Genomic DNA, 13279 nt, shown 5'->3' with positions numbered 1-13279 from the left:
CACCCATCTTACTTAACTCGTTATAATTTGAGGAGCTTAATAAATAAGTGTATGTTAGTACAATAAATATCACCAATAAGGCTTGAACATGGAGAATAAAAAAAGTGCAAAATGGTTTCCATTATTTAGTACAAACTTTGCTGGCGTATTAAATGATAATTTATTAAAAACCTTAATTGGTTTTGTATGCATTACCTGGATAGGTCTAGAACACAAGGCTCAATTGGTTTCTGCAGCAGCGGGATTACTTGTATTACCCTATATATTTCTGTCACCCTGGGCTGGTAAGCTAGCCAAAGAGAATCCTAAGTCCCTAATCATTCAATGGGCAAAAATGGCTGAAATACCTATTATGATTATTGCTTCAACTGGTTTTTTTACTAAAAACGTGTATGTAGTATTATTCAGTATGTTATTAATGGGTCTTCAGAGTTGTATTTATTCTCCAAGTAAATACGGAATAATTAGAGACATTGGTGGCAAAGAAGGTATTTCGTTTGGAACAGGTGCCATGGAGATGATTACCTTTGTGGCCGTTTTACTGGGCACCTTTTTGGGTGGAGTGATATCTGACTTACATGAGCATTTTGAAAATCCGCGTCATCAAACCATTATACTGACAGCATCCTTAATGATTTTAGCATTTGTAGGTTGGTTGTTTAGTATAAAGATTGAAGCCATTGAAACGGAACCCGAAGATGATTCTGACGATACCTTAAATCCCTTTTTATTTCCCGTTAAGTGGTTTAAATGGTGTAAACAAGTTACTGGATTAAATTACACCGTACTTGGATTGTCTATGTTTTGGTTAATTGGTTCCATGATACAACTGAACCTTTATATTTATTGTGAAAAATTTCTAGAACTTTCCAACACTGCCACTGGAACTATTATGGCATTAGTGGCCATTGGTATTGGAGCAGGTTGTTATGCTGCAGGTGTATTATCTAACCATAAAGTAAATACCAAACTGGTTCCTATAGGAGGAGTTGGAATGACCATTAGTATGGCAGCCATTTTCTTTATAAAACCAGATGTAACCATATTTACAATACTCATTATCATTTTTGCCTTTTTTGCAGGGCTCTTTAAAATTCCCTTAAATGCCTTTATGCAAGATAAAGTAAAAGGCCGCGAACTAGGCCCTGTTATTGCTTATAACAACCAAATGGTTTTTGTGGCCATCTTAATTTCGGCACTATTATTTCCTATTATCGAAGGAAGTTTTAATTCCAGAATGGTGTTTTTATTCATCTTAATATTATCCTTAGCCATTACTCTGATGGCATATTTTCGTATTCCTGGAGCAGGAAAGAGGTAAGTTTAATTTATTTTGTAAATTGAATATACCATTTGTAAGCACATTTCATTTATCGGAAGTTTAGATATTGTAGCATAAGCAATTACAGCTCAATGTATTTTTGCTTTATGGATGCTGTTCAAAAAAAACAAAAGGAATGAGAAAAAAACATCCCATAGTAAGAGCCATAGGACAACTTATTTTCTTTTTAGGAAGAGTTGTGTTATCGCTCCGGTATAAAGTTAAGCTTAATAATACCGAAGCTATTGATAAAAATAGACCTGTTCTGTTTTTACCTAATCATCAAGCAGTGGTAGACCCCATGATATTAGTTAGTCATGTGGCTTCGTTTAAAAACATTGTACCTGTTATTACATCTGGTTATTACGACTTACCCATCATAAATAAGTTCTTTAAAAACTGGGGCGCCGTTAGAGTAAGTGACCTGCAAGCTGGAAGTAGAAATACGGATGTATTAAAAGATATTGTGGACTCTACCCAAGTAGCCTTTAACCACAGACGCAGCATTGTAATTTACCCTGCAGGGCAAATTACAGGGCAAGGTTACGAGCGTATCTTGAATAAAAAATCAGCTTACGAAATTGTTAAAAACATGCCTAGCCATGTTCATGTAGTAGGTGTTCGCATCAATGGTTTATGGGGAAGCATGTGGTCTAAAGCACCCACAGGAAAGTCTCCCAACTTTGGAAAAAGTCTTCTTCGAGGATTATTATACACCTTAAGCAACTTGGTAATTTTTATGCCTCGCCGCAAAGTAAGTGTCGAATTTGTAAACATCACAGAGGAATGTAAGAAGCAAGCTCTGCAGCAAGATAGAAAAGGTTTTAACTCCTACTTAGAAAATTTTTACAACATTAACGGAACAGAAGCAATATCTTCTGTTAGACATTTTTTCTTTTTAAAAAATAAGAAAAAAGGTATTGAAGAAAGCCATTTACAAACCAATCTAGAGCTAAAGAAAAATACCATTGAGAAAGTAGATTTTCCTATTGCTATTGAAAAAGGCGTGAATAAAATTATCGCACAAAAACTAGATATTGATATTCATTCTGTACATACTGAGGCTAATTTAATAAATGACCTGGGAGCAGACTCATTAAGTATTGTAGAGATTATTACAGAGATTGAAAAAAAGTTTAAGATTGATAGAGTAAGTGACATAGCAGGATTTAACCATGTAATTGATTTCTATTATTTGGCAAATGCCGAATTACAGACGAAGAAATCACTACCTCCATGCTCTTTTTCCAAGTCTACCCCTTTTTGCGATTATGTAAAAATTAAAAACCTCAATAACATTCCAACTCAATTTATTGACAGGTTTACATCACACAAAAAATTACCTTTTGCCTTTGATGCTATTTTAGGCGAAACCACTCGTAAAAGCTTTTTGTTAAAAGCATGTGTTGTGGCCGAAATAATAAAAAAACAATGTAAAGAAGAACGCATAGGTATTATGCTGCCTGCACTCCAAAGCACTTCTTTGTTAATCATATCATGTTATTTAGCAGGCAAAGTACCCGTTATGCTCAACTGGACGGTTGGTAAAAAAATACTAGAACATTGTGTTGAGGATGCGGGAGTAGCTAAAATATTTTCCGCAAGCTCTTTCATCGAGAACATCAAAGATAAATTACCAGATTCAGTTATCGGAAAATTGGTGATGATGGAAAAAGAGGTGGCCAAGGCTGGTATAGGAACTAAACTCAAAGGAGCCGTAAAAAGCAGCTTCCCGAAACTGTTGATTAATACAAAGAACATTAATGAGATTGCTGTTATACTTTTTACTTCGGGTAGTGAGAGTTTACCTAAAGCCGTGCCTTTAACGCATAGCAATATTGTCAACGATTTAAAAAGTACTTTATCCACTGTAGATTTTACCAGAAACGAAATATTCATGGGCATCCTCCCACCATTTCATAGTTTTGGCTTTACGGTTTTATCCATATTACCACTCATTACAGGTATTCGAATTGCCTATTTCCCTGACCCAACGGATGCCAAAGGCGTGGTCAGAACAATTCAGCATACCGATGCCTCCTTATTAGTAGCTGCACCAAGCTTTCTAAAAATGATTCTTTCGCATGCTCAAAAGGAAGACCTGCAATCCATCAATTTTGTTGTGTCTGGGTCTGAAGCACTAGGCAAAGATGTGAAAAAACAGTTTGATGATATGATTCCCAATGGTATTCTTTTGGAAGGATATGGTATTACAGAATGCGCACCCGTTTTATCTTTAAACCTTATACAAAAACAAAAAGAGGGTAGCGTAGGAAAAGTAATTGCTGATGTAGAATGCAAAATCATTGACCTGGAAAACGGAACTCTTTTAAACACCAATAAAGAAGGTATGATTTGCTTTAGAGGTAAAAATATATTTAATGGATACTTAAACTCAGCCATAGATTCTCCTTTTATAGAAATTAATGGTGAGCCGTTCTACAAAACGGGTGACTTGGGTTACATGGATGATGAAGGTTATTTATTTTTAACGGGTAGATTAAAACGCTTTATTAAGAATGGTGGCGAAATGATTAGCCTTCCGTTTTTAGAAAACATACTGCTAGAAAAATATGGTGATGAAGATGAAAAAGTATTGGCGATTGAAGGAAGCGACAAATGTTCTCCTCCTAAAATTGTTCTATTCTCTACTAAAGCCATAAGCGTAAAGGAGGCCAATGATTATTTAAAAGAAAAGAATGCGCCCCCTCTCGCTAAAATAAATGATGTAATACTAATGGAAAATATTCCGCTGCTCGGTACAGGTAAAGTTGATTACAAACTACTGAAAGAACAAGTAAAATAATGAGTTGATAGTTTATAGTTGAAGGAGGATTCAATCACCCAAATTATTTTAAATATAGATGTACTTGACAGCTAATTGCAGTTAGAAAAAAGGAAACTGGAGTAAATATTCTTTCAATGACATTAAAAAAAGTACATAAACACCCTTTATTAGAAAATGATATCCAAATTACTGAAGAAGACATTGTTAATGAATACAGTTACTCAAAAGCAGAATTTATAATAACTATTGCATCTATTCTACTACTAATTATTTCAGTAGTCTGTGGGTGGTTTCTCTTTGGGATTAACGATAACACAAATCCTGCGGTTGCATTCGCAGTGATTCCTATCGGAATACTTTATATTGCAGGTGCATTAACAAGTGCTTGTTTATTATGGTATAGTTACGCGGAACAAATGAAAACAAAAGTCATAGCCTCAATAAGTTTTCTAACCTATTTTGGAATCTTAATTGCTGCATTCATTAAATAATAGCGTACCCGTTACTTCCCATATACCTCTTTACTTTTCTACCCCAGCACTACCTCTTGCCAGCCGTATTACCATCCATAAGAGTAGCAATCATTCGTGTGGACTTAAATTGCTCAAACATAATCTTCAAGAAAACAGTAATAGGTATAGACATTATCATACCTGGAATACCCCAGATATAACCCCAAAACATTAACATCACAAGAATAGTAACGATATTAATTGAAAATGATTTTCCCATAAAAATGGGTTCTAAAATACCGCCAAACAAAACCTGAACAGCGGTTATAGTTAAAACAAAAAACAATACCATTCCCGTAGCATCGTGTTCAATTAAAGCAAACAGACTTGTAGTAATCACCGAAACAAACGAACCAATCATTTGAATAAAATTGATTACAAAGGCAAATAATCCCCAAAAAATAGGAAAGCTAACGCCAAAAAAATGACAGGCTAAACCTATACCAATACCCGTTCCTGCACTTACTAATAACTTTACTACAATAAATTTAATGAGGTCCTTCTCTATTTTAGCAAATATTTTAATGGAAGAATAGTTATGCTTGATGATGGTAGTATTTAATAACTTTTGAAAGTTGATAGATTCAGCCAGTAATAACACCACAAAAAAGATGGTCATTAACATGGTTGATAAAGCATTGCTAATAAAGTTAAATGTGGTACCTACATCGTTCAGTAAATGCAGGTCGTTAATATAATGAAGCCATACATTGCTCCCTTCTACTCGCTCTATTCCTAAAAAACCTTCGGCCATTAAAATTAACTCCAACAATTTATTGGTTGCCTTACTTAAAAAGTCGGCATCGGCAGATAGAATTTCCCTGCTAGAAAGCTTAATAAGTTCACCACCAATCTTTATCCCTCCAACAATGAGTAAAATTACAGATAGAATACTTAAACTTTTGGGCCATTTTTTATTCTGAAACCAACGCATTAACGGCAAAAACAAAAGCGCAATGAACATAGAAAGAAGTAAAGGGATAAAAATAAACGACAATATTTTTAGCACGTAAAAAAAGATAGGTAGTGCTATTATTAATAATAAGGCGTTGGTTGTTTTTAATCTGTCCATCATCATTATGTTCTTTCTAGAAAATCCATATTAGGGTTTGACAAATAACGGTACTTTGATTTTTAATGTTTTATGAATTGGAGTTTATTTTTAGGCAGTTATTAATTTTTAACATCTCCACGGCTGTAATTCTGCCTGGATTATTCCAGAATCAATTGCCAATAGCCCACATCAATCCATTTCCCGAACTTAAAGCCTACTTCTTTGAACTGCGCTATTTTCTCAAAACCAAACTTTTGGTGCAAAGCTACACTTCCTTCATTAGGTAAGGATATTCCACCAATTAAAGTGTGATAATCCTTGTGTTTTAAACGCCTAATGAGTTCTGCATATAATTTACTTCCTATTCCTTTACCACTCATTCCATCCTTTAAATAAACCGTAGTTTCTAAGGAATGCCTGTAAGCACAGCGCGATTTCCATTCGCTAGCATAAGCATAACCCAGTATTTGTTTGTCTTGTTCAAATACAAGCCATGGCAATTTTTTACTCACATACATAAGGCGCTTTTGCATCTCCTCTTTTTCAACAGAATCTTCTTCAAAGGTAACTATGGTATTTTGTATGTAATGGTTATATATTTCGGCAATAGCAGCCCCATCACCTACTTCAGCATCTCTAATCATTATCCGTTGTATTAAATATTAGTGCAAACAAATTTATCTACAATTCGATAAAAACGAAATATACGAGCAGCAAATTATTGCCATGCTGAAAGATGTTGCAACAGTTTTTTATTTCTCTACATCTTGTTCTTGAGTGGCACTATGCTTTATTAGCAAAGGAATTTTAGTATTAAAAAGGGCATTACTAAGTTTTACCATGGCCCAAAACGAAAAAATAGGAAGAATGATAACTTGAATGATAAATAATCCAACATATAAAAAAGTAAGATTGAGTAAATTTTCAATCATGCTTCCCATATTTTCCACCGTTTTTGTCAGCGCATTCTTAAATTCTCTCGACTTTTTAGAAAGGAAAACTGCACTATTTTCAATGGTTCCCATAATGCCATCCACCTTAGGTAAGGTAAAATCGCCCAACTTATCTAACTCACCCGAGCCTAATGATAACTCATGATTTGCTAATTCTATCTGTTCCTCAAAAAAATACTTATTCACTAAGTCGTTTGTAATAGAAGATAATGGCAAGAATAATCTAAACACGGTAATTATTACCACCATCTTAATTATTCCATTTTGCACAATGGCCACTCGTCTGTTTTTAATCCACAACAAAACGGATGAAACAATAAGCAAAATAGCTATTAAAGTAGGTGCAAAAAGAGTTGCAATTTCGTAAGCCAACTTTTGCACACCTAAGGATACTATGGCCGTTACCAGTACGTCAGATAAGCGTTCGGTCATATCATCAATTGGGTCTAAAACTTGCCCCACAGCCAAAGAAACACCAACCCCTGCAGGTTCTAGCTCTACAGTTGAATGCTGAATTACTGAAACTGATGCATTAATTAAACGGCAAGTAGCATAAGCAATACCCGCTTGCGAAATAGACGATTTAAAATAATGATCAGTTTGTGCATCAATAACAGGTATTTTTATAGATGACGATATCAACAGAAATATAGCAATAGCAATGGCTGCTATCGATTTAATAACTTTTGATTGATTACTCTTCATGTGTGCAAATGCTTAATTTCTTCTAAGATAAGTTTTTTAGATTATGCGAAAGAAACTTTAGTTTGAAAATAGGCTACTGTTTATTAAGCATATACAATACTCATTTTTTTATTTGGTTCTGATTTAGATTTTTCCGTACATTTAATAGGAACATAAAAACTACTATTTATGAATTCAATTAAAACCATCTCCACCAAACAGTTATCCCTTTACTTAAACAATCCCGAAATAAAAATCATTGATATACGACCCATAGACGCCTACAACGGATGGCGAATGGAAAACGAAAAAAGAGGAGGACACATAGCAGGTGCTAAAACCTTACCTTTTAAATGGACCAACTACATTGACTGGATTGAAGTAGTACGTTCAAAACAAATTCTACCGCAGCATCAGCTCATTATTTATGGATACGAGCATTCCCAATCAGAAATAGTTGCTCACCTTTTTTCAAAGGCTGGCTATCCAAACGTTTCAATCTATTTTAATTTAGTAACGGAGTGGATACCTAATTTAGAGTTACCCATGGAGCAACTTGCCAGATATAAAAATTTGGTTTCAGCGAACTGGGTAAAAGAAATTACTGAAGGGATAATACCTACATCACATCCAGGTGGTAAAACAGTGATCGTTCATTCTCATTATAGAAATAGAGATGCCTACTTAACAGGTCATATTCCAGGAGCTATTGATATGGACACCTTGGCTTTGGAAGCACCCGAAACGTGGAATAGAAGATCGCCTGAAGAAATTAAAAAAGCGCTGGAAGAACATGGAATAAGCGCAGACACTACGGTGATTCTTTACGGAAAATTTATGTGGCCAGATAACGATGATGACTTCCCCGGAAGTGCTGCTGGACATATTGGAGCCATTCGTAATGCATTTATCATGCTATACGCTGGAGTTAAAGATGTTCGTATTTTAAACGGTGGTTTTCAGAGTTGGAAGGATGCTGGTTATGAAATAAGTACGGAAGACGTGCCTAAACGAGCTGTTTCTGAATTCGGCGCACAAATACCTGCGCAAAGTCAATTAGCGGTTGATGTACCCGAAGCTAAACAAATGATAGAGGCCCCAGATGCAGATATTGTTTGCGTACGCAGCTACCCTGAATACATTGGCGAAGTTAGTGGCTACAATTATATTGAGAAAAAAGGTCGCATACCAGGAGCCATATTTGGGCATTGTGGTTCGGATGCTTACCATATGGAAAACTACAGGAACGTGGATCATACCGTAAGAGAGTTTCATGAGGTAGAAGAAAAATGGAAAAAAATTGGCGTAACGCCAGATAAACATTTGGCTTTTTATTGTGGAACAGGATGGCGAGGCAGCGAAGCTTTTTTTAATGCTTGGTTAATGGGCTGGCCTAAAGTTTCGGTGTTTGACGGAGGGTGGTTTGAGTGGAGCAACGATCCAACTAATCTATACGAAACCGGAGTGCCCGAAGCTATTAATGCTTTCTAAATCCATTATTCAAATACTTTTTATATGAATTATTCTGAAGAAGTTCTTCAAGTAAAAGAGCAAGTTGAGCTAGTGGATATTTTGCAAAAAAGCGATCAGCAAAGTAGCATTGAAGAAATTAAAACAGGACTACTAGCCTCAAAGAAATATATCTCACCAAAGTATTTTTACGACGAGGTGGGCTCTAAATTGTTTGAAGAAATTACACAACTCCAGGAGTATTATCCAACCAATACCGAAAAACGAATTATATCTAACTTATATGCCGATTTAAAAATGAGTTTAAGTGGATATAATGTGGTGGAATTAGGTAGCGGAGACCATACCAAAATATCTCTCTTCTTGAATCAGGTGCCCAAACACGAATTATCCAAAATTACCTATTGCCCTGTTGACATAAGCAAATCGGCTATTAAAAGAGCGGCCAGTCATTTAAGTATGCATTATCCAGAGCTACTTATTAGAGGAGTTGTGGCTGATTTTATACAACAGCTATCGCAACTATCTTTTAAAGGGAAAAACTTGTTTTTATTTTTAGGGAGCACCATTGGTAACTTATCCAAAACAGAGAGACAAACTTTTATGCAGCAGTTATCTCAGGTGATGAAACCGGGTGATAAATTATTACTGGGCATGGACTTGGTAAAAGATTTTAGCATTTTGGAAAAAGCGTACAATGATGATAAAAAAGTGACTGATAAATTTAACAAGAATATACTTCGTGTTGTGAATAATATGATGGGAAGTAATTTAAATACAAATGATTTTAAACACCATGCTTTTTATAACCATGTTGATGATAGAATAGAAATGCATTTAATTGCCAATAGAACTATGACCATTGACTTTCCTCTAATCAACCATAAAATTGTGTTTAAGAAAGGAGAATCTATTCATACGGAGAATTCGCACAAGTTTAACCCTGCTTCGATTAAACAAATTGGTGATATGGGTAATTTGAAGCTGGATAATATTTTTACAGATAATAAACAATGGTTTAGTTTATCCTTGTTTACCAAGAATTTACTTTAATACGACTCTTCCCTTTATCGGCATGGACAAAGGGAAGAGTATAGTAATTTATGCTTTATAAGCTCTCGATGGTTGATTTTATCTGAGCATCAACGGTAGCAATCGTTATCATATTTAACACCTCTCTCACCGAGCTCCCTAACTGCAGAATATGCACTGGGCGTTTCATTCCAAGTATAATAGGCCCAATAGCCTCTCCACTTTTCATTACCTGCAATAATTTATATGCAATATTAGCCGATGTTAACGTGGGAAACACAAGCACATTAGGTTCGTTATTAACTAAATCGGAAAATGGATAATTCTCCTTCAGCTCCTCCTGATTAAAAGCAAAATTAGCTTGTATCTCACCATCCGAAATAATCTCAGGATAGTTTTCCTTCATCAATGCAGCTGCCTTACGCACTAATTTAGGTTCTGCATCATCTGAAGAGCCAAAATTAGAATAAGCTAAGAAGGCGACTTTCGGCTCAATATTCATCATCTGTTTAACCGCCTTAGCAGCCTGAAAAGCTATTTGCACCAACTCTTCCGATGTGGGGTTCGGAATCATGGTTGTATCCGTAAAAAATAGAGGTCCCCTTTTGGTCAACATTAAATACATACTAGATACTTTTTGACCAGGTCCAGCCGTTCCAATAATTTCAAGTGAAGGCTTTATGGTTTGCGTATACTTTCGGCTAATTCCAGAAATAATAGCATCGGCTTCGCCTGTTTCCACCATCATACACCCAAAGTAATTGCGCTTCTTCATTTCATTCTCCGCCTCGTACGGGTTATATCCTCGACGCTGCCTTTTCTCAAAAAATAGATGAGCATATCTACTCACCATTTCCTGCGAAGTTTTAGCTTGCGGATTGATGATTTTAGTATCATGTAAATCCAGCTGATGTTTTTCAATCAAACCTTTTATCTTCTCCTCATCACCCAATAAAATAGGAATAGCAATACCCTCGTCTAAGGCAATTTGGGCAGCTTTTAAAACACGATAATCTTCAGCTTCAGCAAACACAATACGCTTTGGATGTTGCTTGGCCTTATTAGTCAATCGACGTATAATCTGGTCATCATTACCTAAACGTTTCACCAAACTGGTTTTGTAAGCATCCCAATCGGAAATAGGATTTTTAGCTACACCACTATCCATTGCGGCTTTTGCCACCGCTGGCGCTACCCGAGTCAGCAATCGAGGATCGAGTGGCTTAGGGATAATATAATCGCGACCAAAAGTAATATTGTCTTTGTTATAGGCTTTTATCACCACCTCTGGCACTTGCTCCTGCGCTAATTCTGCAATCGCTTTTACCGCAGCCAACTTCATCGCCTCATTTATTTCAGTAGCTCGCACATCTAAAGCTCCTCTAAAAATAAATGGGAAACCCAATACATTATTCACCTGATTGGGATGATCAGATCTTCCTGTGGCCATCAGCACATCATCTCGTGTGGCCATGGCTAATTCATATCCAATTTCAGGATCAGGATTGGCCAAGGCAAACACAATGGGATTAGGAGCCATATTCTTAAGCATCTCTGCCGTCATCACATTACCTTGTGATAAACCTAAAAATACATCTGCACCCACAATGGCATCTTCTAATTTATGATGATCTAAATCCGTAGCAAATTCTTTTTTGCTTGGGGGCAAGTTTTCACGATCATTACGAATAACTCCTTTAGAATCGCAAACTATAATGTTTTTTCTACTGATTCCTAACTCCAGAAAAATCTTCATGCATGAGATAGCTGATGCTCCAGCACCCGATACCACTACTTTAACATCCGCACCTTTTTTATTCACCACCTTAAGCGCATTTATTAAACCTGCGCCTGAGATAATAGCGGTTCCATGCTGATCGTCATGCATGATGGGTATATTCAACTCTTCTTTTAATCTTCGCTCAATTTCAAAACAATCTGGCGCTTTTATATCTTCCAGATTAATACCTCCAAAAGTAGGTTCAAGTGCTTTTACTACAGTAATAAATTCTTCCACATTGGTAGAATTCAGCTCTAAATCAAAAACATCGATACCTGCAAAAATTTTAAAAAGCAAGCCTTTCCCTTCCATCACAGGCTTTGAAGCTTCGGGGCCAATATCGCCTAAACCTAAAACGGCTGTACCATTAGAGATTACGGCTACCAGATTACCCTTAGCTGTATATTTATATACATCCTCCACATTATCGGCAATTTTTCTACACGGTTCTGCCACGCCAGGGGAATATGCCAATGCTAAATCGCGCTGAGTTTTAGTGGCTTTAGTGGGGATAACTTCTATTTTACCAGGACTTCCTTTGGTGTGATAATCTAATGCATCTTGTATTCTTATTTTTGAATTGGCCATAGTAGATTTTTTAGATAGTAGATAGTTAGAGTATTCCTCATTGTAATTTAAGAAAAAACTCACTGATTATTGCTAAGCAAAACAATATAAGTATCTAATAGTTTAACCTGTTAGCCAATTGTTCGTATGATTTTGGTCAGCCTAAAAGACCTTTAATGTAAGAAGAAAAAAGCAATAAAAACAAAACTCCCCTACAAGCATGGTGCCTATAGGGGAGTTTCATTTTATTGTAATTCTTTTATAATGGATAGTCTACATTATTTACAGTTATGGTTGCAGAAGGTGAGCAATCAGGTACTTCATCCATGTCCACATCCTTGAAATAATTGACACTTATTTGTGGAGCTCCAGATATTTCAACATCAAGCACACCATCTTTTACAAAAGGACAAGTTAAATCGATTACCAAAGGATATCCCACTCGGGTAAATATTTTGTAGTCAACCCCATTTGAGCTTTTACCATTCTGAGTTCCATCTAATTCGTACACATCATCCCACAATTCAAAAGGAGTGTCTTCACCAGATATCCATGTTCGTAGGTTCTTTTGCTCATAGGTAACAATTTTCCCTTGCGGATCTGTAATTTTACCATCTTCAATTTCTACTTCAAAAAATATTTGATCTTCAGGATTCAATCCCTTATTAGTAGCTATGCGTTTACCTTCAATTTTAAAGTTATCCTGATAATAATCTTCAAAGGTGGTGGTTATTACTGATCCTTCCTCACGATACCAGCCATTTTCAAGTTTTATTAAAAGTTTACCTTTTCTTATACGGTAGTCGTTACCTTCCATGCCAACTGTACCAAAATCAACTACAATATCTTTTGGAAAAGTTGTAAGATCAGCAGGTGTAATGGTAGTAATAGGGATATCGTAACCTCCTTCACTTCTTGTTACAACATCATCAGTTGCCTTTGATACAGCTTGAAAATGTGACGCTGCAGCATTGTAATCCCATACTGCATCAACAGCATCGCTAGATTTTTCAAGCTCTTTAATCTTCTGTTCAATATCACAACTTAATAATGCTGCACTTACGGCAACTACCCCTAATAATATCTTCAACTTCATAAAATAATAGTTTTAAAATGGC

Annotated in this window: 10 protein-coding genes; 5 read left to right on the top strand and 5 right to left on the bottom strand. The window is 35.9% G+C overall.

Going from position 1 to position 13279, the window contains the following annotated elements:
• The first annotated feature begins 88 nt into the window (after positions 1-88).
• The 3 genes from A8L32_RS20525 (at position 89) to A8L32_RS20515 (ending at position 4600) form a co-directional block, all read left to right on the top strand.
• Positions 89-1321 carry an MFS transporter gene (locus tag A8L32_RS20525; RefSeq protein WP_075591405.1) on the top strand — a complete coding sequence of 411 codons (1233 nt, stop codon included), beginning with the start codon at positions 89-91 and terminating at the stop codon, positions 1319-1321.
• A 136-nt stretch (positions 1322-1457) separates the two neighbouring features.
• Positions 1458-4127, top strand: coding sequence for an AMP-binding protein (locus A8L32_RS20520; protein WP_075591404.1), 2670 nt, complete (start codon positions 1458-1460; stop codon positions 4125-4127).
• 116 nt (positions 4128-4243) lie between these two features.
• Positions 4244-4600 carry a hypothetical protein gene (locus A8L32_RS20515; protein ID WP_075591403.1) on the top strand — a complete coding sequence of 119 codons (357 nt, stop codon included), beginning with the start codon at positions 4244-4246 and terminating at the stop codon, positions 4598-4600.
• Positions 4601-4649: 49 nt separating this feature from the next.
• On the opposite strand, the gene A8L32_RS20510 is transcribed toward A8L32_RS20515, so the two are convergent.
• The 3 genes from A8L32_RS20510 to A8L32_RS20500 form a co-directional block, all read right to left on the bottom strand.
• Positions 4650-5693, bottom strand: a complete 1044-nt coding sequence (locus A8L32_RS20510) for an AI-2E family transporter (protein WP_075591445.1) — start codon at positions 5691-5693, stop codon at positions 4650-4652.
• 140 nt (positions 5694-5833) lie between these two features.
• Positions 5834-6319 (bottom strand): arsinothricin resistance N-acetyltransferase ArsN1 family B, encoded by a 486-nt coding sequence (locus A8L32_RS20505; RefSeq protein ID WP_075591402.1) that lies wholly within the window; start codon positions 6317-6319, stop codon positions 5834-5836.
• A 108-nt stretch (positions 6320-6427) separates the two neighbouring features.
• Positions 6428-7333 carry a hypothetical protein gene (locus A8L32_RS20500; RefSeq protein ID WP_075591401.1) on the bottom strand — a complete coding sequence of 302 codons (906 nt, stop codon included), beginning with the start codon at positions 7331-7333 and terminating at the stop codon, positions 6428-6430.
• 168 nt (positions 7334-7501) lie between these two features.
• On the opposite strand from A8L32_RS20500, the gene A8L32_RS20495 reads away from it, so the two are divergent.
• Positions 7502-8803, top strand: a complete 1302-nt coding sequence (locus A8L32_RS20495; protein WP_075591400.1) for a rhodanese-like domain-containing protein — start codon at positions 7502-7504, stop codon at positions 8801-8803.
• A gap of 24 nt (positions 8804-8827) precedes the next feature.
• The gene (gene egtD, locus A8L32_RS20490) at positions 8828-9835 is read left to right on the top strand and encodes an L-histidine N(alpha)-methyltransferase (RefSeq protein WP_075591399.1); all 1008 of its coding nucleotides are present in this window, start codon (positions 8828-8830) and stop codon (positions 9833-9835) included.
• Between the two features lie 55 nt (positions 9836-9890).
• Here egtD and A8L32_RS23900 read toward each other — a convergent pair whose 3' ends face one another.
• On the bottom strand, positions 9891-12182 hold the full coding sequence (locus A8L32_RS23900; RefSeq protein WP_075591398.1) for an NADP-dependent malic enzyme: 2292 nt from the start codon (positions 12180-12182) through the stop codon (positions 9891-9893).
• Positions 12183-12420: 238 nt separating this feature from the next.
• Positions 12421-13257 (bottom strand): hypothetical protein, encoded by an 837-nt coding sequence (locus A8L32_RS20480; RefSeq protein WP_075591397.1) that lies wholly within the window; start codon positions 13255-13257, stop codon positions 12421-12423.
• Positions 13258-13279: the final 22 nt, after the last annotated feature.

Origin of the sequence: Labilibacter marinus, assembly GCF_001659685.2 — a bacterium.
GTDB lineage: Bacteria > Bacteroidota > Bacteroidia > Bacteroidales > Marinilabiliaceae > Saccharicrinis > Saccharicrinis marinus.
This window is presented reverse-complemented; position numbering and strand designations above follow the sequence as displayed.

Bases quoted from the DNA above. Each gene is read 5' to 3' on its own strand.
- A8L32_RS20525 (WP_075591405.1), top strand. From the start codon at position 89: ATGGAGAATAAAAAAAGTGCAAAATGGTTTCCATTATTTAGTACAAAC.
- A8L32_RS20520 (WP_075591404.1), top strand. From the start codon at position 1,458: ATGAGAAAAAAACATCCCATAGTAAGAGCCATAGGACAACTTATTTTC.
- A8L32_RS20515 (WP_075591403.1), top strand. From the start codon at position 4,244: ATGACATTAAAAAAAGTACATAAACACCCTTTATTAGAAAATGATATC.
- A8L32_RS20510 (WP_075591445.1), bottom strand. From the start codon at position 5,693: ATGGACAGATTAAAAACAACCAACGCCTTATTATTAATAATAGCACTA.
- A8L32_RS20505 (WP_075591402.1), bottom strand. From the start codon at position 6,319: ATGATTAGAGATGCTGAAGTAGGTGATGGGGCTGCTATTGCCGAAATA.
- A8L32_RS20500 (WP_075591401.1), bottom strand. From the start codon at position 7,333: ATGAAGAGTAATCAATCAAAAGTTATTAAATCGATAGCAGCCATTGCT.
- A8L32_RS20495 (WP_075591400.1), top strand. From the start codon at position 7,502: ATGAATTCAATTAAAACCATCTCCACCAAACAGTTATCCCTTTACTTA.
- egtD (WP_075591399.1), top strand. From the start codon at position 8,828: ATGAATTATTCTGAAGAAGTTCTTCAAGTAAAAGAGCAAGTTGAGCTA.
- A8L32_RS23900 (WP_075591398.1), bottom strand. From the start codon at position 12,182: ATGGCCAATTCAAAAATAAGAATACAAGATGCATTAGATTATCACACC.
- A8L32_RS20480 (WP_075591397.1), bottom strand. From the start codon at position 13,257: ATGAAGTTGAAGATATTATTAGGGGTAGTTGCCGTAAGTGCAGCATTA.